The 20,785-nt window shown below is 66.7% G+C and carries 28 protein-coding genes; 12 read left to right on the top strand and 16 right to left on the bottom strand.

The features are described 5' to 3' along the window. The first annotated feature begins 22 nt into the window (after positions 1-22). The 5 genes from IEY63_RS19715 to IEY63_RS19735 all read left to right on the top strand — a co-directional run bounded on the left by IEY63_RS19715 (position 23) and on the right by IEY63_RS19735 (position 1,874). The gene (locus tag IEY63_RS19715; RefSeq protein ID WP_189070713.1) at positions 23-355 is read left to right on the top strand and encodes a hypothetical protein; all 333 of its coding nucleotides are present in this window, start codon (positions 23-25) and stop codon (positions 353-355) included. A 100-nt stretch (positions 356-455) separates the two neighbouring features. Beyond that, entirely contained in the window at positions 456-695 is a 240-nt protein-coding gene (locus tag IEY63_RS19720) for a hypothetical protein (RefSeq protein ID WP_189070714.1), read from the top strand. A 73-nt stretch (positions 696-768) separates the two neighbouring features. Beyond that, positions 769-1,236 carry a hypothetical protein gene (locus IEY63_RS19725; protein ID WP_189070715.1) on the top strand — a complete coding sequence of 156 codons (468 nt, stop codon included), beginning with the start codon at positions 769-771 and terminating at the stop codon, positions 1,234-1,236. Between the two features lie 17 nt (positions 1,237-1,253). Further along, positions 1,254-1,466 carry a hypothetical protein gene (locus tag IEY63_RS19730; protein WP_189070716.1) on the top strand — a complete coding sequence of 71 codons (213 nt, stop codon included), beginning with the start codon at positions 1,254-1,256 and terminating at the stop codon, positions 1,464-1,466. Between the two features lie 48 nt (positions 1,467-1,514). Further along, positions 1,515-1,874: a hypothetical protein gene (locus IEY63_RS19735; protein WP_189070717.1), complete on the top strand. Its 360-nt coding sequence runs from the start codon at positions 1,515-1,517 to the stop codon at positions 1,872-1,874. A gap of 156 nt (positions 1,875-2,030) precedes the next feature. Here IEY63_RS19735 and IEY63_RS19740 read toward each other — a convergent pair whose 3' ends face one another. From IEY63_RS19740 to IEY63_RS19755, 4 genes are all read right to left on the bottom strand, one after another. Continuing rightward, entirely contained in the window at positions 2,031-3,893 is a 1,863-nt protein-coding gene (locus IEY63_RS19740; RefSeq protein ID WP_189070718.1) for a clostripain-related cysteine peptidase, read from the bottom strand. A 103-nt stretch (positions 3,894-3,996) separates the two neighbouring features. Next, positions 3,997-4,449 (bottom strand): hypothetical protein, encoded by a 453-nt coding sequence (locus tag IEY63_RS19745; RefSeq protein ID WP_189070719.1) that lies wholly within the window; start codon positions 4,447-4,449, stop codon positions 3,997-3,999. Further along, positions 4,446-5,072 (bottom strand): nucleotide-binding protein, encoded by a 627-nt coding sequence (locus tag IEY63_RS19750; RefSeq protein WP_229784822.1) that lies wholly within the window; start codon positions 5,070-5,072, stop codon positions 4,446-4,448. The genes IEY63_RS19745 and IEY63_RS19750 overlap by 4 nt, the downstream gene beginning before the upstream one ends. A 94-nt stretch (positions 5,073-5,166) precedes the next feature. Continuing rightward, positions 5,167-5,787, bottom strand: a complete 621-nt coding sequence (locus tag IEY63_RS19755) for a hypothetical protein (RefSeq protein ID WP_189070720.1) — start codon at positions 5,785-5,787, stop codon at positions 5,167-5,169. Between the two features lie 90 nt (positions 5,788-5,877). Between IEY63_RS19755 and IEY63_RS19760 the strand changes: the two genes are divergently transcribed. From IEY63_RS19760 to IEY63_RS19770, 3 genes are all read left to right on the top strand, one after another. Beyond that, complete coding sequence (locus IEY63_RS19760; RefSeq protein ID WP_189070721.1) at positions 5,878-6,144, top strand: S1 domain-containing protein; 267 nt, start codon at positions 5,878-5,880, stop codon at positions 6,142-6,144. A 75-nt stretch (positions 6,145-6,219) separates the two neighbouring features. Continuing rightward, positions 6,220-6,651, top strand: coding sequence for a hypothetical protein (locus IEY63_RS19765; protein ID WP_189070722.1), 432 nt, complete (start codon positions 6,220-6,222; stop codon positions 6,649-6,651). Beyond that, positions 6,648-7,034 carry a hypothetical protein gene (locus IEY63_RS19770; RefSeq protein WP_189070723.1) on the top strand — a complete coding sequence of 129 codons (387 nt, stop codon included), beginning with the start codon at positions 6,648-6,650 and terminating at the stop codon, positions 7,032-7,034. The genes IEY63_RS19765 and IEY63_RS19770 overlap by 4 nt, the downstream gene beginning before the upstream one ends. Before the next feature lie 157 nt (positions 7,035-7,191). Here the strand turns inward: IEY63_RS19770 and IEY63_RS19775 are convergent, their stop codons facing one another. Further along, the gene (locus tag IEY63_RS19775) at positions 7,192-7,578 is read right to left on the bottom strand and encodes a VOC family protein (protein WP_189070724.1); all 387 of its coding nucleotides are present in this window, start codon (positions 7,576-7,578) and stop codon (positions 7,192-7,194) included. A gap of 234 nt (positions 7,579-7,812) precedes the next feature. On the opposite strand from IEY63_RS19775, the gene IEY63_RS19780 reads away from it, so the two are divergent. Both IEY63_RS19780 and IEY63_RS19785 read left to right on the top strand, forming a co-directional pair. Further along, positions 7,813-8,364: a hypothetical protein gene (locus IEY63_RS19780; protein ID WP_189070725.1), complete on the top strand. Its 552-nt coding sequence runs from the start codon at positions 7,813-7,815 to the stop codon at positions 8,362-8,364. A 60-nt stretch (positions 8,365-8,424) separates the two neighbouring features. Beyond that, positions 8,425-9,249: a hypothetical protein gene (locus IEY63_RS19785; RefSeq protein WP_189070726.1), complete on the top strand. Its 825-nt coding sequence runs from the start codon at positions 8,425-8,427 to the stop codon at positions 9,247-9,249. A gap of 82 nt (positions 9,250-9,331) precedes the next feature. Here IEY63_RS19785 and IEY63_RS19790 read toward each other — a convergent pair whose 3' ends face one another. The 8 genes from IEY63_RS19790 to IEY63_RS19830 form a co-directional block, all read right to left on the bottom strand. Then, on the bottom strand, positions 9,332-9,667 hold the full coding sequence (locus IEY63_RS19790) for an HU family DNA-binding protein (protein ID WP_189070727.1): 336 nt from the start codon (positions 9,665-9,667) through the stop codon (positions 9,332-9,334). Between the two features lie 128 nt (positions 9,668-9,795). Continuing rightward, positions 9,796-9,948, bottom strand: a complete 153-nt coding sequence (locus tag IEY63_RS19795; RefSeq protein ID WP_189070728.1) for a hypothetical protein — start codon at positions 9,946-9,948, stop codon at positions 9,796-9,798. 17 nt (positions 9,949-9,965) lie between these two features. Further along, positions 9,966-10,583, bottom strand: a complete 618-nt coding sequence (locus IEY63_RS19800) for a hypothetical protein (RefSeq protein ID WP_189070729.1) — start codon at positions 10,581-10,583, stop codon at positions 9,966-9,968. A 66-nt stretch (positions 10,584-10,649) separates the two neighbouring features. After that, positions 10,650-10,916, bottom strand: a complete 267-nt coding sequence (locus tag IEY63_RS19805; protein WP_189070730.1) for a hypothetical protein — start codon at positions 10,914-10,916, stop codon at positions 10,650-10,652. 1,905 nt (positions 10,917-12,821) lie between these two features. Beyond that, the gene (locus tag IEY63_RS19815; RefSeq protein ID WP_189070731.1) at positions 12,822-13,766 is read right to left on the bottom strand and encodes a hypothetical protein; all 945 of its coding nucleotides are present in this window, start codon (positions 13,764-13,766) and stop codon (positions 12,822-12,824) included. Between the two features lie 8 nt (positions 13,767-13,774). After that, on the bottom strand, positions 13,775-16,162 hold the full coding sequence (locus IEY63_RS19820) for a hypothetical protein (RefSeq protein ID WP_189070732.1): 2,388 nt from the start codon (positions 16,160-16,162) through the stop codon (positions 13,775-13,777). A gap of 564 nt (positions 16,163-16,726) precedes the next feature. Beyond that, complete coding sequence (locus tag IEY63_RS19825; protein ID WP_189070733.1) at positions 16,727-16,867, bottom strand: hypothetical protein; 141 nt, start codon at positions 16,865-16,867, stop codon at positions 16,727-16,729. Further along, complete coding sequence (locus IEY63_RS19830) at positions 16,834-17,178, bottom strand: hypothetical protein (RefSeq protein ID WP_189070734.1); 345 nt, start codon at positions 17,176-17,178, stop codon at positions 16,834-16,836. The genes IEY63_RS19825 and IEY63_RS19830 overlap by 34 nt, the downstream gene beginning before the upstream one ends. Before the next feature lie 125 nt (positions 17,179-17,303). Between IEY63_RS19830 and IEY63_RS19835 the strand changes: the two genes are divergently transcribed. Both IEY63_RS19835 and IEY63_RS19840 read left to right on the top strand, forming a co-directional pair. Continuing rightward, a complete protein-coding gene (locus tag IEY63_RS19835; protein WP_189070735.1) occupies positions 17,304-17,846 on the top strand; it encodes a PDDEXK family nuclease in 543 nt (180 codons plus the stop codon). Beyond that, a complete protein-coding gene (locus IEY63_RS19840) occupies positions 17,843-18,556 on the top strand; it encodes a hypothetical protein (protein WP_189070736.1) in 714 nt (237 codons plus the stop codon). The genes IEY63_RS19835 and IEY63_RS19840 overlap by 4 nt, the downstream gene beginning before the upstream one ends. A 315-nt stretch (positions 18,557-18,871) precedes the next feature. Here IEY63_RS19840 and IEY63_RS19845 read toward each other — a convergent pair whose 3' ends face one another. The 3 genes from IEY63_RS19845 to IEY63_RS19855 all read right to left on the bottom strand — a co-directional run bounded on the left by IEY63_RS19845 (position 18,872) and on the right by IEY63_RS19855 (position 20,626). Beyond that, positions 18,872-19,510 (bottom strand): hypothetical protein, encoded by a 639-nt coding sequence (locus tag IEY63_RS19845; protein WP_189070737.1) that lies wholly within the window; start codon positions 19,508-19,510, stop codon positions 18,872-18,874. Between the two features lie 243 nt (positions 19,511-19,753). Next, on the bottom strand, positions 19,754-20,122 hold the full coding sequence (locus IEY63_RS19850) for a hypothetical protein (protein WP_189070738.1): 369 nt from the start codon (positions 20,120-20,122) through the stop codon (positions 19,754-19,756). 189 nt (positions 20,123-20,311) lie between these two features. Beyond that, positions 20,312-20,626 carry a hypothetical protein gene (locus tag IEY63_RS19855; protein ID WP_189070739.1) on the bottom strand — a complete coding sequence of 105 codons (315 nt, stop codon included), beginning with the start codon at positions 20,624-20,626 and terminating at the stop codon, positions 20,312-20,314. Positions 20,627-20,785: the final 159 nt, after the last annotated feature.

Here is a 20,785-nt window from a genome sequence, read left to right on the forward strand (position 1 = left end):
CATAATCTGGCATCATTAGGCCATGAACGAAACGCTGACCCTCGCCGACCTCCGCGCGGCACTCGCTGCCTTCCCCGCCACCGCCCCGGTGAGCCTGCTGTTCCCGCCCAGCGTGACGGTCCGCGCCTTCCAGCTGGTCGTCACCGAGCAGGCCGCGGCGCTCGTGGCGGTGCCGGACAACCACTGCTGGGACGCGACGGTGGCCGACGTCCTGGCCGAAATCGCCAACGAGGAGTTCGGCCTGCCCTGCCCCCCCTACGCCCTGCCGGTGTACCTGCAGGCCCTCGACGGCGGCGTGTTCGGGGTGAAGGTCGAGGACGTCGCGGTCCTCAGCGCCTCGCCCCTGCAGTTCTGACCCGCCCCAGCCTGCGCCCCTCGCACCGGGGGCGCGGTTTTCTGGCGCCCACACACGATCAACACACCATCATACCCGCATATTTTGGCATCATATAATCATGATGAACCCCTGCAGCTACGCCTTCCACGACCTGACCGCCCCCGACGCCTTCGCCGAAATCAGCGCCGAGATCCACGTCGAACTCATCCCGGAGCCCGGCGCGGTTCGCGCCGTCGCGTACTGCGGCCGCGAGCAGATCTGCGCCGTGACCCGCCTCACCGCCGACGCCGCAACCGAGGACGTGCTGGAGGACGCCGAGTACGACCTGCGCGCCGCCATCAGCGAAGCCTGCGCCTGACCCCCGCCCCCGCGCGGCCCCGCTCCAGGGGCATCCCCCCACCGCCCCGCTCCCCCGCCCCCGGAGGCCCATCATGTCCATCCTGTTCCCTGTCCTGACCCCCTACGCCGGTTCGTTCTGCGCCGCTGCCGGCGAGCCTCTGCGCGGCACGACCGTCACCCACGAGCGCGGCGGCGAGGTTGCTTACCTGATCGGCGCAACCAGCCACCGCGCCTCGCGCCTGGCCGTCCTGGTCCCGCTGGGGCTGCCCCGCGCCCAGGTGGACGCAGCGCTGCGGGCCAGCCTGAACGGCGCCCTCCCGGGCCTCGGCAGCGCGCCGGACGCGCTGGAGCCCATGGCCCACCTGCTGCGGTTCTGCGCTTCGAACGGGGAGGCGGGCGACCTGCTGGGCGTGCAGGTGGTCCAGGGCCGCGTGAAGCTGACCCTGACGCCCTTCACCGTTCAGTCGCAGCGGCTGGTGGCCGGGCTGGAGCCTGGGGCGCGCGGGCAGTTGCTGACGCTGCTCGGCACACACGATGGACACACCACCTATCCCGCATAATCCGGCATCATAGACCCATGCCCGATGCCCTGACTGTCCGCGCCCTGATCAAAGCCCTGCAGGCCCTCGACGACCGCGGCCTCGGCCACGCCCCGGTTCTGCTCGCCCCCACCCGCGACGGCGCCGACCACGGCGTCGCCGGGCAGCCCGAGGAAGGCCTGGCCGAATGGGCCGGGTACGGCCCGCAGCTCGACGGCTGGGCGGCCGCCGTCGTGATCACCCTCGCCTGACCCGCCCGCCCCGGCTCCGGCCGGGGCACCCCCATCCCGGAGGTCCTGATGACTGTCCCCCCTGCCCCTCAGCCCCCGCTCGCGCAGCAGCTCGCCTTCACCGGCCCACTCGAAGGCGCGGTGGCGCACGTCCTGCGCTTCACCGACCCGGAGGCCGGCACGCCCACCCTGCTACTGTCCACGTCCGCCGACCTGGGGCAGCCCGTGACCGTGCACGTGACCCGCTACGCCACCGACGACCTGGAGGTGACCGGCAGCCACCACGGGCAGCCCGCGCACCTCGGGTTCTTCACCGTGCCCGGCCTGCGCGACCGCTGGCAGGCCGAACTGGACGCCGCCGCCCAGGCCCGGCGCCAGGAGGACCTGCTGCGCCAGCCTTGGACGTTCGTGCACCCCCTGACCCCCTGACCAAGTTTCGCATCAACAGTTCAGAGCGTGCTGAACAGCGGTCGCGCACGCAGGCCTGTGCTGGCATTCCGGGCAGGTGTACTCGGTCATCCCGGCAGTGAATGCTCACATGGCCCGTATTCAACATCACCGCAACATAATCCCGCTCGATATGCCTCACTTGAACTCAAATTCGACCGGCTCAGACACGGCATTCCCCGCATAATCGAACACACTGAATTCCAGCTCGAACTCACCCTTCGGCAGCTCCTGCTGCTCCGCACCGAGCTCCGACAGGCTCTCATCCCTGATCTTCAGCACCGCCTGCTGTAAGGCGAAATCAAACTCGTCCGTCTTCGCATCGTAGGTCCGCAGGTAGAACTGCAATGTACCCCCCGCCTCCACATCAATCCCGATCGGGGAGTCCCCGCTGTTGTCGAGTACCCCAATCACCTCGCCGTCTTCATTGAACTCCACCATCACGTCGAACGGGTCCTCACCAGGAGCTGTGTACTGCGCATACGCCGTCAGAAATTCATCGTCTGGTTCTGCGTGATCCGCCGTGACATACGTGCTGTGCACACCGTCCGTCATGGTCCAAGCCTGAGGCATCCAGTCGAACTCGTACTCCCCGCCGACCAGACGCGTGTAATACACGTCGCCGTAATCGAAGTACGCGTCCGGCCCGTCCTTCTGGTACAGACTGGCCATCGCGGCGTACACGTCCGCCCCGGCAGCCCCGAATTCGAAGTGGGCACTGCCGTCCTTGTTGACGCCCGTCATGGCCGCGTTCTTCAACTGGGGTGGTGTGGTATCTCCCTGCACGGCTGCCGTCCACGCGCGCTGTAGTCCCACCCATCCGGTACCCGCATTCATGGGCAGCGCCGCATACCGCTGCAGGGTCCCGACGTCCGGCACAGTGTTCTGATGAGTCGGGAAATACACCGATAGCGCTGACGCTGCCAGGCGCTTCTGCCCAACCGATTTGGCCACGACCAGTTGCTTGATGGCGGCGGAAAGGGCCGCCGCCTGCCCCTTGAGCGTCGCGTCCGGCGTGTACTGCCCGACCCTATCCGCGAAGTGTCCCAGATCAACGTAGGGACGGGTGGTACCGGGGCGCCCAACGTTGCTGAAGTCATACTGAATGGCCTCTCCACGGGCGCGCCAGAGGTACCCGGCTGACTGGGGCGAGGCAAACGCCCTGGTCAGGCTGGTCGCGAACGTGGAGAGGGCGGCCTGCGCGGCGGGCCAGCGACTCGTGTCGTACGCCGCATGAACACCGTACAGTTGATCACTCGGGCTGGATCGGTGCTGCGCTTCCCAGAACTTGACTTCCTGCGCGCCGAAGGTGGTCATGTCCTGCTCAGGCGTACGGTCGAGGGCCTGCAGGGTCGGTGCGTAGTTCCAGCCGTCCCCGTAGTCGATTTCCGCATCGGCGATGTACAAGCGGGTCAGGGGCGCAAACTGCGCGACGAGTTCTGCGCCGCCCATCAGGCAGGTATCGAAAGCGAGGAAGTCCAGGCGTTGGATACCCAGGATCTGCAGACTCTGGCCCGTAGCGCGGCTGAACGATTCGGGCGTGAGGCGACCTGGCTGATCTTCGGACACGCCGGGGCCGTGGGTATCTCCGCCGAAGCCGCCGTCCCACTGTCCGCCGTGGTCCCACATGATCAGCCCGTGGTGCGCGGACGGGTAAGCCGCGTAGGCCCAGGTGAGGAAGGACGCGACGTTCTGCGGATCGTCACTGTTGAGTTCAGGAAGACGCTGGACGGGAACGCGCTTGCCGTTCTCAATGACGCCACGCTCCACGCCGGGGCTGGCGCCACCTTCGTCATCGTTCCGGTCAAGCTGATAGACCAAGCGAACGTTCTTGAGCGGCCCGGCCGAGGCCATTTCTTCCAAATCGGTCAGGGCACTGGCGTCGAGGTTGTGATCCGCGTCGAGATAGACGGCGACCGTCCACGGAACCGGAGTCTGCTGCGCGGCGGCAGAAGTGAGGTACAGGGCAGCGCTCAGCATCAGGAGTGAAACCAGTTTCATTGCTGCCGTCATATCAGGTGTCCAGCAACGAGACGATCAGGCTTAGCGAAGCCCCCGCCGGGGGTAGCTCCAGCGGAGGCATGATGCGCAACCCTGAATCTGGTCAGTCGCGGCGGCGCAGGCGGGTGGGCAGCTCCGCGATGATCCGTTCACGGCCCTCCGGCGTCAGGAGCTCCTCGAGCAGCAGCTCCACGACGTGGTGATGCTCGATCGGCCAGCCCTGCGCCTTCAATCCGAACACCAGCTGGTCGAGGGCCAGCTTGTACTTCGGCTGCACGCGGGTGCCCAGGTTCGGGTTCTTCCCGCCGCTGCGGCTGGCCGTGCCGCCGTCCCAGGCGGGCAGATCCAGGCCGCCGGTGGTCGGGGCGGGTGCCGGTGCCGGAGCGGCCTTCGCCGGGGCCTTCCGGGTCGTCTTGGGCCGGGCCGGGCTGGGCTGCTGGGCCGCCTCGACACCGGCCGCCGGGCCGCTGGGCTGCTCGACGCTGCCCTCCTCGGTGGCCAGGCCCTTGCGCAGGGCGTCCAGACCGCCCAGCAGTCCGCCGCGCTTGCCGGTCATGCCCGCGCCCCGATCCGCGCTTCGAGCTCGCGGGTCACCTCGATGTAGTCCTGCCAGCAGCTGCGCGCCAGTTTGTTGCCGCGGACGTCTCGCACCAGCACGCCCTCGTTTGCCGCGTCGACGAACGCGTCGCTCTGCCGGATCTTGCCTTCGAGCAGGGGCATGTTCAGGCTGGTGATCGCCTCGCGGCCCTCGCCCACGCGGACCTTCTTGACGCGGGTGAGCATCACGGTGAACTGATCGTCGGTCACGCCGTGCTCGCGCAGGACGTTCACGGTCTGCTGCGCGCCGTCGATGCTGGGGATGTCCGCCTGCACCGGCAGGACCAGCTGGTGGCAGGCCTGCGCCAGTTCGACCAGTTCCACGGTCTCGGGGCCGCCGCGGCTGTCGATGATCACGACGTCGTAGTCGGCGGCGCGGGCGAGGCTGCGCTCGCTGCCGACCGTGAAGGGCAGGTGTCCGCGCGCCGCCCAGGTGGTGGCGGTGCGGATGCGGTCGCCGTCCGCCAGCAGGACTGTCTTGCCCTGCTCGGCGAAGCGCCCGGCGATGTGCACGGCGCTGGTGGTCTTGCCCACGCCGCCCTTGAGGCTGGCCATGCCGATGAGGATGGGACCGCGACTCACACGCGCTCCGGGATGCACTGTGCCTCGGAAAACTCGGGTATCACGCGGCCACGGTAGCACGCCTGAATGCCGTCCTGCACTCGTGTGAGCACGCTCACGCGCTCCCGCTGCGGCCCTTGCGCGGCGTGCGCCAGACCGGCTGGAGTTCCCGCAGCCCCAGGGCGCGCAGCACCTCCAGGCCGTTGGTGGTGAGCAGGCTGGTCTTGCCGGTGAGGAACTTGGTGGCGGCGGCCCGCAGGGTGTGGTCCGGCGGAGGCGGCTCGCGGTCCAGGTCGGCCAGTCCGGCGCGGCGGGCGAGGTCCTCGCGGGTCATGCCGATGTCCACGGCCCGGCGGGCGGCGGCGTAGGTCAGGCGGCCGCGGATCGAGGTGTCGGTGCCCAGGCGCAGGTCGGTCGCGGCGCTGAGGTTCGCGGCGCGGGCGCTGGGCGGCACATCGACAGGTCCCCAGACGGGGCGGAGTTCCTGCAGGCCGAGCACGTCGAGCAGTTTCAGGCCGCCCTTCGCGAGCAGGCCCAGGCGGCGGCCGTCGAGCATGCGGGCGATGTCGCTGAGCTGCTGGCTGGTGGGTTCGGGGGTGTCGTGGACGCGGCGGGCGAGGTCGTCGCGGCTCAGGCCGAGGGCGGCGGCGCGTTCACGGGCGGCGGTGGCCAGGGCGGTGAGGAGTTGCTCGCGGTCCGGGGGGATGGGCGGGGTGGGCGTGGCGGGAGGCGTCATAGAGAGCATCATGCCCACAGCCCCGCATAAAAAGCAAACTTACACAGGCGGAGCACACCTGTTTTTAGCGTCCCAGAGCAAGAATCAGTCATGAGAAATGCGGATATTTCCCGAGACAGACGCGACGAGTTGACCGGGCTGGAGTTCACGGCGGTGTTGCCGGGCGGGACGGAGGTGCCGGCCCGGGTGATCGGTGCGGAGCGGGACTGGCCGTTGATCTGGGTGCAGGGGTTCGAGCCGGCCGAGTACGCCTGGGTGACGCCACCGCGCTTCGCCGGGCTGGGGTGCCGCTTCCCGTTCGAGCCGCCCACTCACAGGTTCCACACACCATCCCGTCCGCATAAAACGGCATCATAAGAGACAAGAAAAGGGCGCGGGTCCTCCGCCAAGATTCGCCGCGCCCAACCCCACCCCCGTCAAAGGAGCAAGGCCATGCATAACGATACCAAACCCCGCAATATCAGCCGCACCTGGACCGTCAGCCTCTACGGCCGCTACGAATCGGGCAGCGCCAAGGTCAAGCTGGGCACCCACACCGTCACCCTCTCCGCGGACGGCCGCGGCGACCGCTGCGCCAGCATCGACGGCCAGTCCGCCACCGTGGCCGCCGCCAACGCCCTGCTCAACAGCGGCAAGCGCGACGGCACGGTCAAGCTGGAGCGCGAGGTCCGCATCGGCCTGCCCAAACCCGCCGCCAGCCGCCTGCACCGCGACCTCGCCCTGATGGGCATCCTCGCCGGGAACCACTACGCCGTGGCGACCGCCGCGCTGGGCCGCGTGATCAGCAGCCTCACCGAAGTCCAGCCCCACGAGGCCGAGTCGGTCCGCCTGCACGCCAGCCGCCTCGCGCAGGGCCTCGCGTGAGCGGGCGCTGGGCGCACCTGCACCCCGTGCAGCGCAACTACGCCCTGGCCCGCGAGGAGGTCAGGCGGGTGGCGGTCGACGTGGCGTTCGTGCAGGACCTGATCACCCTGCGCCTCGATCACGGGGAATGCACCGAGGACCAGTGGGCGGCGCTGATGGACCAGGCGGACGACGAGCTGGGCCTGACCGCTGCCCGCGCGGCCCGGGACGCGGCGCTCGACGCCCTCCTGGTCTGGGGCCGCGACCATACCGAGCAGCTGGTGGCCCGGTTCCGGCGGCGCTTCACCGCGGCGGACGTGGCCGCGATGGACCGGATCTTCGACGTGTTCACGCGCCGGCGCGAGCTGGGGGAGATGCTGCTGCGGCTGCCGGTGGAGCCGTGACGATGGACCTGGTCGCCACGGGCAGCCGCCTGGGTGCTGCGTCGGCGCACATGGGGGTCTTGGTGGGCCCCCGGGTGCGGGGACTGGCGCCACACGGGGGCCCGCTGGAGCGTGCCTCTGGTCAGGTGAACAGCATGCGGCGGAGAGAGGCCAGGGACTACCTGCGTTCTACGAGCATCAAGGCATTGCCGTCCACATCCATCACCCGAAGCGCGCGTAAACCTGGATGTACATCCATGATCTCATCGGCCTGCCCCCCCAGTGCAAGCACGCGTTCGCGGGCCACACCCAGATCTGTCGTCACGAATGAGCAGATGGGATGTGGGGCCGGGGCGAAGCTGAAATGCGGGTCATTGGCGTGGGCATCGAGGGTGATCCATGGGCGCTCATGAGTCGCATTCAACGTGTAGTAGTGCCGGTCCAGCGCTTGTTCATCCAATGGGAGGTCGAGCAAGGCGGAGTACCACTTCGCTGAGCGTTCGAGGTCGCGCACGTGAATGAAGAGGCCGTCGAGGATGGCTGTAGGTACGGTGGCCTGGGTCACGACCGCACTGTAGTCGAGCGTGGGTGGGCACAGTCGGGGACAGGCCTCACGTCCGATGCCGAGCTACCAGTTGTGCGTGAGCCGTCCAGAGCGAACTTCATACTCTATGCGGCCTGAGTCCCCCCGCCCCCTGCTGCCGGGCCCGCGCGTCATGCCGGGTCCGGCAGCCTTTTGTGCGGCCCTGACACACAAACGACACACTACGCCGCCCGCATAAAATGGCATCATATATCCATGAGCGAGATTCTCTCCCCCACCGGCCGCCGCACCATCATCAACGCCCTGATCACCCTCCCCTGCGCGGCCTTCGCCTGGGACTGGCAGGCGCCCGTGCAGGTGCGCGCCGCCGACCTCGACGTGGCCATGACCGTCGCCCCCGAGGGCATCTCCGCGTTCCTCGCCGCCGACCACTGCCAGAGCCGCTTCGGGTACCGCGTCACCCTGCACACCGACGAGACCGGCCTGCGCATCGTCGAAGCCAGCAGCACGCCCGGCGACCAGCTCGAACCCCACGCCTACCTGCTGGAGGCCTGGCGCGTTGCGCCGCAGTGGTGCGAAGCGGCCGCGCAACGCGCCGGCGTCCCCAGCTGGGCCGACCTCGTGCACGGCCTGAAGTTCAAGCCCGTGAAGCACCTCACCCGCCACCTCGGCCTGTGCGCCACCCTGCCCAGCTTCGACAGCGTCACCCTCTCCGGCGCGACCGACGGCCTCCCCACCAGCCTCGTGGACTTCGACGTCGCCTTCAACCGTGAACACCTGTCCGTGCGGAACGGCCGCGCCGCCTGAAGCCTCCTCCGCCGCCCCGCGCGACCAGCCGGGGCGGCCGCTGCCCCCCAAGGAGTCCCCATGCCCAGCTACCGCAACGCGACCGTCCACGCCCCCGACCCCTACGTGACGGACGGCACCGTCTTTTTCATGTCCGCTGAAGGTGAGTGCCTGCACCTGCCCGCCACGCCCGCCGCCGTCACCCAGCTCGCCGAGGCCCGCCGGGAGCCCGGCCACGTGACCGTGTTCGTCGAGGGCGGCATGATCACCGGCGCGCTGTCCCTGCCCGGCCGGACGCCCACCGACTACGTGTTCCTGCAGGCCGCCTACAGCGTGGCGTTCTCCGCCCTGCAGCTGTTCTCCAGCACGGAGGTGCGCGGCGCCACCTGGGCCGAGATCAGCCGGCAGTTCATGCCGTTCCAGGCGGTCCGCGACGCGCAGGGCGACCGCCTGGTGGGCACCACCCGGGACGGCCGCGTGACCGCGGTCCTGGATGACGGGCAGGGCCGCCTGCCGACCAGCACCCGCCGCTTCCGCCTCCAGGTGCAGGGCGCGCGCGCCAACTTCTGGGGCTGGTTCCTGGACGGCCGCTACTACCCCCGGCACGAGGAGGCCAAGGCGCAGGCGTTCGCGGCCGCGATGACCACGCTCAGCGATCCGGGCACCGAGGTGCGCCTCGCCCGGTTGGAGGACGCCCTGGCCCGCCTGCTCCCGGATCTGCGCCACCTGCTGCGCGTCCTCGAAGCCGAAGCCGCCGGGAAGCCCGAGGTGCGCGACGCCCTGCAGGCGGTCGGTCGCGGCGCGCTGCTGGTCGACGCGGCCGTCTCGCAGGCCAGCGTGGCGCGGCGCCTGCTGCCCCAGACCCCTCCGGCCATCGCGCCCGCCGCAGAGCCCGTCACGGAATAACCCCCGGGCGCCCCTCGAGCACTCAACCACTGAAGCGCCGGGCCTCCCGATCAGGAGGCCCGGCGCGCTGCGCTCGGCCGCGTTACAGGGTGTCTTTCAGGGTGCTGGCGACCTTGAAGGCGACCTTCTTACCTGCCGGGATCTGGATCTTCTCGCTGGTGCCGGGGCGCACGCCGGTGCGGGCGGCGGTCGGGCGGACGCTCAGGGTACCCAGGCCGGGCAGGCCCACGCTCTGGCCGTTTTTCAGGCCGTCCACGATGCCGTCCACCAGGGTGTCGAAGGCGTCACCAGCCTGCTTTTTGGTCAGGCCGGTCTTGTCGGCGATCTGATCCACCAGCTCGGTCTTGGCGATCTTCGAGGTCGGGGACTTGGTGGCGGATTTTGCAGCGGCGGGCTTGCGGGTGGGGGTTTTTGTCATGTCCGCATCCTGCGGCCTGTCCTGCACGCGCCGCAAGGCACTTTGTTCAGCGCCGGACAATCTCAGCCCGCGTGTGCCACGCGCCCCTGCCGCTGCGCTCGGAGCGGGCCGCCCGGGCCGCCCGGCGCTCAGCAGCCCAGGCAGGGGTCGCTGAGCTGCACGCTGATGCACTCCGGGCAGAGCTGGAGCGCGCGGCCCGTGCCGGTCACGCCCAGCGCCGCCAGCATCAGCGCGGCACCCAGCAGGAGGCGGCGGGCGGGGCTGGCCACGGTCAGGGTCATGCCCGCAGCGTACCCAATCAGCGCCGCAGGTCCAGCTGCCACTGCAGCGGCCCGGCCCCTGCGGTGCCGGTCACGCGGGTCGGCGTGACGTGCGCCTTCATGGTGCCCCACGCCGCGCCGTTGGCGTCGATCAGGTCACCGGAGAGGTACGTGCCGGTGCTCTCCGGCACCACCTCGCCCCGCATCCAGAACGTCCCTAGCGACGTGACTAGCACGACCCGCCGCGGACTGCCCAACAGGTCCACCTCCAGCGTTAGGTCGGCGCTGCCGACCGGGCTGGTCCCGGCTCCCCGGAACGTGCCGTTGGTCAGGGCGCTCGCGACCGGCGCAGCGGCGGCCCCCTGCCCGTTCTGGCCCAGCAGGGACGGCAGAACGTAGAGGCCGCCGCCGATCAGCAGGCCGGTGAGCAGCACCCCGCCCCAGGTGCCGGCCGAGCGGTTCGGCGCGGCCGCGACCGGCACTGCTGCCGGCAGGCCGGCCACTGCGGGCGCCGCTGGCCGAAGGAACGCGCGGCGAATCGCGGCCTTCTCCGCGGCGTGGCGGATCTCGTTGATCACCAGGAGCACACCCAGGCCGATCAGGGCATAGAGCAACTGGTAGGGGTGGTCCTGCACGAAGCGCGCGACGTCCGTCATGCGCGCAGGGTACCCGCGCCCAGGCCCGCGCCCCTGCTCATCTGCGCGCCGCCCCCGGTGGGGACCTCAGTCCTCGGTGGGCCAGTCCTCCGGGCAGGGCTGTACGAACGCCACGTCCAGCCAGTACTCCGCGTCGTCCACGCTGCGGCCGTCCGTGATCAGGTCGTCGCGCCAGGCGCTCCATCTTGATGCACCTGGGCGTGCGCGCGGGGTCCTTGAGGGCTGAGTCCCAGCGTTCTCCGGCGGCGGCGCGGGGGACGTTGACGGCCGCACGGCGTTGCGCTGATCGGCTCCGCTGATGTATGCGGCGAGCCCGCCACGTCGCAGTGCCATCAGGACGTGGCTCAGTTCCTGCGTGCCCTAGAGAATGGGTCAATCTGCGCTCAGTCGTTGGTCCGGCCAGTGACGCTCAGGCGGCGACTTTCACCCCGTGGGCTGCTTGCCACTGGCGAGGCCAGCGTCAGGCATTCTTGCCGCCCCTTCTCGCTCTCGGCGACAACACGGGCGTCACATGCCAGCGCTTGCCACCTCATGAAAAAGCCCCGCCGAAGCGGGGCACCATTCACGACAGGTGATCAGATCAGTCGAACGCGTGAGCGGGTGTCCTGCATGCCCAGCGGAATCACACTCGGTCCGGCGGGACCCTGAGGCCCCTGGGGGCCCTGCGGTCCCACTGGCCCCTGCGGACCCTGAGGCCCTTGAGGCCCTGCCGGACCCTGCGGACCTGTCGCTCCCGTCGGTCCAGCGGGACCCTGCGGCCCAATCGGACCCGTCGCGCCTTGCGGGCCAGCGGGACCCTGAGCACCCGTCAGGCCCGTGTCACCCTTCGCTCCCGTGGCGCCGACCGGACCCTGCGGCCCAACCGCACCCGTCGCGCCTTGCGGCCCAGTAGGACCCTGAGGCCCAGTCAGCCCGGTGTCCCCCTTCGCTCCAGCCGGACCGGTCGCTCCGATTGGGCCCTGTGGTCCTGGGGCACCCGTGTTGCCTGTGGCCCCCACTGGCCCTTGAGGGCCAGTCAGTCCCGTGTCGCCCTTCACGCCTGTGGGGCCGACAGGACCCTGCGGACCAGCAGCGCCCGTGTCACCTTTCGCACCCGTGTCGCCAGCTGGGCCCACAGCGCCCACCGGGCCTTGAGGCCCCGCTGCACCCGTGTCGCCTTTCGCACCCGTGGCACCGGCAGGGCCTTGCGCGCCCGTCAGCCCGGTATCCCCCTTCGCGCCCGTCGGCCCCTGTGGACCAGCAGCGCCCGCGTCACCTTTCGCTCCAGTGGCGCCCGCTGGGCCTACAGCACCCACCGGACCTTGAGGCCCCGCTGCACCCGTGTCGCCTTTCGCGCCCGTGGCACCGGCAGGCCCTTGTGCGCCCGTCAGTCCGGTGTCCCCCTTGGCGCCCGTCGGCCCCTGTGGACCAGCGGCGCCAGTGTCACCTTTCGCTCCAGTGGCGCCAGCTGGACCCACGGCACCCACCGGGCCTTGAGGCCCCGCTGCACCCGTGTCACCCTTCGCGCCCGTGGCTCCTACAGGGCCTTGTGCGCCCGTCAGCCCGGTGTCCCCCTTCGCGCCCGTCGGTCCCTGAGGTCCAGCGGCGCCCGCGTCGCCCTTCGCTCCAGTGGCGCCAGCTGGACCCACGGCACCCGCCGGGCCTTGAGGCCCCGCTGCACCCGTGTCACCCTTCGCGCCCGTGGCTCCTACAGGGCCTTGCGCGCCCGCATCGCCTTTGGCGCCCGCTGGACCCTGGGGGCCGGCAGCACCGGTCTCGCCTTTCGCGCCGGTCAACCCGGCCGGACCTTGCGGCCCCGTTGCCCCCATCTCACCCTTAGCCCCGGCTGGGCCCTGAGGGCCTGGTGCGCCGGTGGCACCCTGAGCCCCAGCGGGACCCCGCGCGCCCGCCGGTCCCTGTGCACCGCGTAGCTCTGGGAGTGTGCGGGGATCAACGAGGACCAGCTGTCCACGGCGGACGACGAGCACCTTGCCTTCATCCTGAGCGGAGAGGGTTAAGCCTGCGGGCGTGGGGACGACGGTTTCGGCGCTCTGCTGCGCGGAGGCACTGAAGCTCAGGCCCAGCGCGAGCAGCGTGGTCAAAATCAAGGGTCGACGGGTCATGACGGTCTCCTGAAGCGGAAGAGAGAATGAGGGGCGGTGTCGTTCATACGCGTCTCCTTTACGGTGATGCCCGCACTGAAGCGGGGAAGTCGGGGTCCACTGTTGGTGCTGTTACTGCGGTGGATCGTTGAGAAGGTCACGGCACGGGCGCCACGATGGCCCGCGTCGCCGCGCCCGTGCCGCCCGCGGTGCGGACGCTGGGCAGCGCCAGGTCACCTGTCAGGGGACTGCCGCTGAGCACCGTGATGGTGCCCCCGATGGCGGTGGCGCGCGCCTGCACGCTGGCCCCGTTGTCGCTGAGGAGGCCCTCGAGGCTCTGCGTGACGCGCGTCTGGCTGTCACTGACCGGAATGGCGGTAAAGCTGAACGCGTACGGATCATCCTGGGAGCTGGCCTGGAGTGGGATCTTCATGCCGATGACCATGCGGTTGGCTTCGGTGCCCGTGGCGAGCGTGCGGCCCGCCGTGCTGCTGTTCAGGACCGTGAACCCGTACGGCAGGAGGCCCAGCATGCCGGCTGGCGTGTACAGGTCGCCTTCAGGCAGGTACTGCACGGTGTCGTCCGTGTTGGGGAGCACCTGGAGGGTTCCCGTGGTGGGATTGACCGTGCTGGCCTGAGCGGGCTGGGTGTTCAGCGCCAGCGTGTCCGCTTCAGCCGCGGTGTACGCCGGAGCGCCCGGGGCGCGGATCAGGGCGCTGATGGCCGTGTCGTGCGTGGCACTGGGGAGGCTGCCCGTGGTACGCACGCCCAGGAAACTGACGTTGTTCAGGGCGGCCGAGCTGGTCACGCTGACCACGGAGTACACGTACCGGAAGCCCGCGGTGCGGGCCTGACCGGACGGGATGATGTCCACGCTGCCCCGGCCGAGCACCCGGACGGGCACAACCGTGCCCTGCTGGTCGCTGAGGGCCTGCTTGGCAACGGCAGAACTGAGCTTGACTGCGAAGTCGGGCGTGCCCAGACCGGTGAAGGTCAGGGTAAAGGGGTGGCCAACCGGGGCGAGGCCGGGGGATGGGAGGGAGGGTCGAGCGCACGCGCCGAGGAGCAACGTGCCCAGCAGCAGGGGAACAATTCGCTTCATGGCCGCTCCTATCGGGCTCGGAAGACCGTGACGGTGAAGTCAGCGGGCGTGGGTGAGCTGACCGTGACGCCCCCCTGCTGGTTGGCGTTCACCCGTGTCCGGAGGTAACTGGTGGCGGTCTTTTCATAGGCGAGCGTCAGCGGCGCGCCGCTGGTGAGCGTCCGGGTGGCCGCGGGGAACCCCCCCAGTCCACCGTAGACCGAGCGGTAGTTCCAGCTTGGCGCGCTGAAGATCGGGGCGACGCCCGCGACAGCGTCGTCCACGTAGGTCGCCACAGCCCAGTCATTGAGCCACGTGACCGGGTCCGCGCCGATGACCCCCTGGAGGTTCGCCAGGCCCGTCGTCGTGGAGTTGATCAGCGCCGTCCAGAAACTGACTTCGGTCTGACCTGTCGTGGTGACGTACCGGTCGGCCGCGTAGCGCAGGAAGTTCCAGGCCGCGCCTCGCGCCGCAAGAGCTGGGGTCCCGGTCGGGTTCGTCCAGTAGGGTCCAGCCGTGTTGGGACCCTGGAGGAACGCGCGGTAAATCGTGAAATTCGGATTCGCGTACGTGTTGAACGCGGCCACTCGTAGACTCGCATTCGACCCGGTGGTGAGGTTCGACAGGACAATGTTCATGCGCGGTGTCAACGAGGGTGTAATGACGGTGCCGTTCGTCGCCACCGCCGTGGCTTGATAGAACGTGAGTTCCATGGCGATATCGCTGAGCCCCTCGAGCAGCCAGGGCTCTTCGAGCGGCGCGCCTGTGACTCGAACGCGGCGGGAGTTGTTGATGATCCGCCCCAATTCACGGGCACTGGCTTGAATCGCTGAGCTGACCGCAGTGGCCACGGGGACCACGTTGCTGTTCACCGTTCCAGTAAGGTCAGCGGCTTGCAGGTAGATGATCTCGCCCTCATTGCTTCCCAGGCATGAGGTGATTGGTTGTGCATCGCGCGCATCAGAAAAACCGGTGATCCGGGTCGTACTTCCGGGTGCATTCCGCGCGTTGACTGCGGAGGTGAAGAACAACACGACGCGGTTGCCGTTGTTATCGGCATCGGTCGGGAGTCCGAAGCCGCCCGTGACAGCCGGCCAGATTTGATTCGTGAAACTGTTGACGATCCCTTGGTAATCGTTACCACCACCCTGGGGGTTGACGTCAGGGATGCCGCCGGCTGGGTTGGCGTTATCCGAAATCAGCACCACGTTCTGCCGCACGAAGCGGACGGTGCCCGTGCGGAACTCTGGCGGTGCGGTGCAGCCGGACGCAGTGTTGACGGTCACCTGATCCCCGACGGTCGGCGTGCCTGAGGGCAGCACCTGCGGCCGAATCTGATGTGCACTGGTGGGCGTCACTGGACTGGGTGAGGGCAGCGTCCACGAAGATGACGCGGCGTTCAACACGGATTCGCCCACGGACAGACCCGTGGGGCTTGAGGCGCCCACAGAGAGCGTACCCACGGGGGCGACCGTGTTGGAGGTCGTGACCGTGAGTGATCGACTGCTCGCCGTCGACGTGTTGAACGGAAGGATCACGTAGTCGGCACCACTGGCCCCCCCATTGAGGCAGGACGTGGCGTTGGCCGGAATCCGCGCGGTGCCCCCGACCGCCAGGTCAATCGGCGCGATGCCCCCCAGGAGCGTGCCTGTTGGCGCACTGGCGGGCCCTGCAGTGCGCACACTGCAGAAGAGGGAGCCGCTGGCGCGGGTGGACCCAGGCAGGGTTTTGATGACCGGTGCGCCCAGGCGACCCACAGCGGCCTGGAAGGCGGCCTGGTTGCTGGGCAATTGAGCCTCGGGGGATTCCGTGATACTGGTCTCGCTGTCCTGCACGGGCACGAAGGTGAGGGTGACGGTGTACGGATCGTCTTTCGCCTGGGCCTGCAGGGGCACCTTGATGGCCAGCGTGACCGTGCCCGTATTCGTTCCAACGGGAATGGTGCGGCTGGTTCCCGCGTGGCTCACGAAGCCGTACGGCAAGACGCTGCCGGTCTGGCCGGTGGGGAGGGTCAACCCGCTGACGTCCGATTCGCTGTAGAGCTGGAGGGCGTCCTCCTCGCCGGAGACCAACGCGGGGGTCTGCGCGAAAACATCCTGGGTGACGGGACTGGACGGGTCGATGGCCGTCGCGAGCGCTGGCAGTTCTGCAGAGGTGTAAGGCGTGGCGGTGCCCCCGGGGTACTTCTCCAGCGTGAGGACGGCGCTGTCTCCAGGGTTGCCGGTGAGGGCCGCGCCCAGGAAGGTGAGGTTCGTGACGGCCGCCCCAGTGATGCTGACGGGGAACGTCACGTGGAGATAGCGGAAGCCCGCCGTGCGCGGTTGGCCAGGCGGGATGATGTCGGTGCTGCTGCGCACGGTGGGCGCGGTGCCGACGGTGACGCCACTGGGACTGGTGAGGGCTTGACCGGTGAGCATGCGCGCTGACGCAGTGGGCCGGGCGCCTCCCAGGCCTGTGAACGTAATGGCGACGGGCGCCCCGAGCACGGTGCGGGTGGGGGCAGGGGTGGTTGGTGATGGCGTGGGCGCCGGACTGACGGGGGTGGGAGGTTCGCTGGGCGTTTGTGCACAGCCGGCGAGCAGCAGGGTGGTCAGCAGGAAGAGCGCGGGAATACGCATGTCGATGGGCCTCCTGGGAAGCGTGAGGCAGGGTGGATGTCAGCGCCGCGCGGATGATGGAAGCAGTGGATTCCTGATTGAGTTTAAAAACTCACACTCACAGATTTCCGACAAGAGCCAGCGCACCCGCCGGATGAAGCGTCCGGTCACACACTCAACTGCAGGTCCGTCCAGCCGCCCGTGCCGTACGCGTCCGGGCCGTCGCCCTGCAGCAGGCGCCACTGCCACGTGCCACCCTCGCGCGTCACGGTTGGTGCCCATCACCCCTGAGGTGCGGGGCGCATGGTACAGGGTGCGCTCCTGCGTCGAGTTGGAGTCAGCAGGTAGGGGGCGACCAGGCGTGAACAGCGTCCTGCCGACAGGCTAGCGGGCTGGGGTGGGCGGCGCGTCCTGCGGCGCCGGATCCGGTGCGGGCTGAGGAGCAGGGGTGGCCTGGGCCGCGGCCGGGAGGCCTTCGCGCAGCAGCTCGATCAGTTCTCGGTTGGCGTCGTCGTGAGGGGACACCCTGGCAGCATGTCACCTTGAGCCTGACACCATTGCCTCAGATCTGCCGGTCGGGCGTCGGCCGTCCGCTGCGCCCGCTTGGCTTCCCAGATGAAGTGCCGGGGCAGGTACACGTCTGCCTTCCCGAAGTCGGTGGAGCCGACCTTACTCACGCCCGCCTGGTACGTGAGCCCTTCCGGTGCGCCCGGCTGCCCCGGTACCGGGCCGCCCACCAGGCGGGCCACGTCGGTGTAGTGCTCCTGGTAGGCCTGTTCTTCGGTGACCTCGAAGGCCCGGGTGCGCCATTTGGCCGCGAACTCTTGGGGATGCATCAGGGCGCAGTATCGCGCGGGGCCCGTGCACGCGCTGCGCATCTTGCAGGGCCGCCGCTGTGCCCCTGACGGGGGCGTGAGCAGGTTCGCGCGCTGCCGTCCCCGGCCGCTGTCATGCTGCGCCCATGGAACTGCTCGGGCTGACCATCGCGCTGATCTTCGTGGACCTGTGCATCGGCGCGGGCGCCGCACTGGCCCCCCGCGCCCTGAAGCTGCTGGGCAAGGCCCTCACCACTCCGGCCCCCAGTCCGAGCAGCGCCCCGCGCCAGTCCCCCCGACCCAGCGCCGCCAGCTGGTCCGCCCCAACGGGCACGGCGACTGCTGGCCGGCACGCGTCGCCCGAGTCCAACCCGGGAGGTGACCCCTTCCGTGGCCGCGTTGCTCCGCCCTCCCCCGTGGAGTCCAGGCCCACACCTGAAGGCGTGCCTGAGACACTGCCCGTGACGATCAAAGGGTACTTCCTGGCGCGCAGTGAGGCCTCATTCATGGCGACGCTGGAAGCCAGCCTGCCGGGCAGCTACCGCGTGTTCCCGAACGTGCGGCTGAACGACCTGTTCTTCATCACGACTCGGCACCCTGGTCAGCAGAAGGGCACGTACGCCCGGCTGCGGGACAAACACGTGGGGCCTATTGACCAACGGTATATGGCCTTCAGTCAAGTCCAGTGAAGGACGAATTTTGGAGGATGCGGGTGGGCACACATTATAAGCTGTGTTGTTTAATAGATAATCGGGATCTGGTTGGGCAGATTAAACGATTCCTCTATTCTCTAAGAGATAGAAATATAAAATACAAAGTTTATTGTGATAAAGAGGAATCATTGAATAGCGATTGGGAAAGCTTTTTTGAAGAAATTAATGATTTTTATGTCGATGTTATTTTCCCTAGAGGCGCCATAAGATTAAATTTAAAAGATTTGCAAAGCGAATTGTTTTTACATAGCTACTTGCATTCAGCGACCATATATATCGAATCTGGATACAGTACTGAATTCGTTGGCTTCAGAGATCAAATGATTCGACTGGCTGCAACGTTACATCCATATCTTGCCTTTTCGTGTAGCAATGGGAGTCAATTCGATTATATTTCTAAATCAGATCGAGGATTCGTCCCTGCCAAATACTATGATACTGTTTTGGCCTTCAAATCATGCTTTAGTGGCTCTGCATCCGACATGGATGCGTTTTATGATTCCGAATTTATTGATGATTACATCTGGGTGTCAAGCCCAAGACGATTGGGTGGTGAAGAGCCCTACCGTTTCATCGACGTCAATGGCGACCACAGAGAGGACCGCGGATTAAAAACAATATTCGACGATGCGCGCGACCGACATATGAAGACATTCTTGAGAACTATGCGAATCTCAGAAATGTAATCTGCCCGGTTACAGCTCCGAAAGGGTAAGAATCTGGCCGCTCCAGGGATTGTCACCGTATTTGGTATCCACCTGCCCTGTTCCCCTCAGCCGCCGCCAGTGCCACGTGCCCTACAACCGGATCATGGTGACCACCACGCCAGATGCACGGGGGGTGATACAGCGTGGTCTCCTTCGTCAACATGGAGTCGGTCGGTAGGCGTACACCGGGCGTAACCTTCACCCCCGCACTGAAGTGGACCGGTGCAGATTTCTGGTGGTCACCTGACTTTCGAAACCACCTCTGCCAATCAAAGACTTCCGAGCTTGAAATGTTCACATGTTATACAAATAAATCGTATGTCCATCCTCATCATAAATTTTCGCGTCGATATTTTTCAATCTTTGCAAAGATGCATGGCTCAACGCTATTTCATTGTTTTTTAAATACAAGATGCAAACATACAGGACTTCAAAGTTATCATTGGACATCAATTCCTTCTGGACGTAGTCCGTGATATTCGATACTTTAAAATCCACCATAAATTCCAACAGGGAATTGATCATAATTCCAAATCTAAAATGTGGCGCTCTCCTCATTAATTGCATTGATATATGATGTCCCAGGCTATCAAGCGCCATATAAATTATATTTGTCCAAGAGGTATATAGAGACTCGTATTTTAATAGAAAAGTCAATTCGTCGAGATCACACGACACTTCATCTATTTCGCTCCTCACGCGAGCTTCAGCCCCCAAAAATGAACTCATATATTCATCCAGCATTGAGTCTTCATGCTGGACCTTAGGATAAATATTCTCTATTGTCCCCATTGGCTTGCGGGATATGCTGATAATATCGGTAATATCCATACTACCTCCTGAGACCACATAATGGCCGATCATGGTTTCCATGCGCCGGTCAACACCATCTCCACGTGGCTCTTGAGGTGGTGTATCCCTGGCGACACCCATTGAAGTGGTACGCCCCGGATATTCCTGAGACGCAATCCACCGATTCAGAGGTCTGCCACGTCTTGCCCAGGCACTGGGTTGTGTCGCGTTCCTTCACCTGGACCGGCCGGAACTGCCGGTTGGCCAAAGACGTTGAGGCGCTCCCCGAAACAACAGAGACGTCATGCGATCTTGCCATGAGCCGTCTTGTTTTGCGTCGCCTGACGGCCCTTCGATACTTATCAATGAATTCCAGAACGCGCTCTAGTCCAACAGTTTGATGTCCAGACGCGCCCCAGCCACACTCCACATGCCAATCACCGGAGTGGGCTCCAGTCGCGTGGCGCGGGGCAACAGCCCCAGTCCAGCCGCCCGGAGCAGGTACGCCAGGGCGGGTCGCACGCCGGCTAGACCGCCCTGGCGAACGACATCCCGGGCGACCGTGACCATCCCCGCCCGGCCACCCTCATGCGGCGTCCGGGCGTGAAAAGTGAGGCCCGCTTCCGGTCCGCTGGTGATGAAACACGTGACCGTCACACCAGATTCGAGTTCCAGTTCCTGCAGCAGGATTCGACTCATCTGGAAGTGCGCTTCCATGTCGAGGTGCCACGTCAGGTCGGCCTGTTCGGTCATAGGGGCGGCATGGCGGGATTCGGGAAGGACGTGGGAGACACCATGGTGGGCATGATGACTGACCGGGCGTGCATCTCGGTAGCCCCCTGCCAACAATCCGGGGAGAGGCCATGCGTGGAGGCCAGTGAAGTTCCATGCAAAAACGCCCCCACCCCAGCGCTCAGGCCAGGGTAGGGGCAGATGGTGAGATCAGTAGCGAGCGCGCCGCCGTGGCGGCGCGTCAACCACGACTTTCACGATGAAGCCTACGATGCACAACAGGCCGATGAGGCCAGCCACGACATTGAGCCCCGAGGTGACCCAGACAATCATCGTCAGGACCGACATCGTGATTGCCCCAGCCCCATAAGCCATCCAAGTTCCGCCCGGCTGAAGACGTGTGCGGTACATGCCGTGCAGCAGGCCGCACGAGATGGCAATCATGCCAAGGCACAGTAGGAGAAGTCCCGTGTTTCGAGCCAGGAAGTTCAGTGATTGATCCGGATGCAAGAGGAAAGTTTCCATGCACCAGGATTACAGAAAATCGCAATCAATTAAAGCAGATCTGACATCCTTGATTTCAGAAGCGGCAAGTTAGATAACAATCAGATGTCAAAACGCTGACTACCCTTCAAAACGGGACATGAGTGTGCTCAAGTTGCGCCAGGATGCGCCGGACGGATG

The sequence above is a fragment of the Deinococcus radiotolerans genome (assembly GCF_014647435.1).
Taxonomy (GTDB): domain Bacteria; phylum Deinococcota; class Deinococci; order Deinococcales; family Deinococcaceae; genus Deinococcus; species Deinococcus radiotolerans.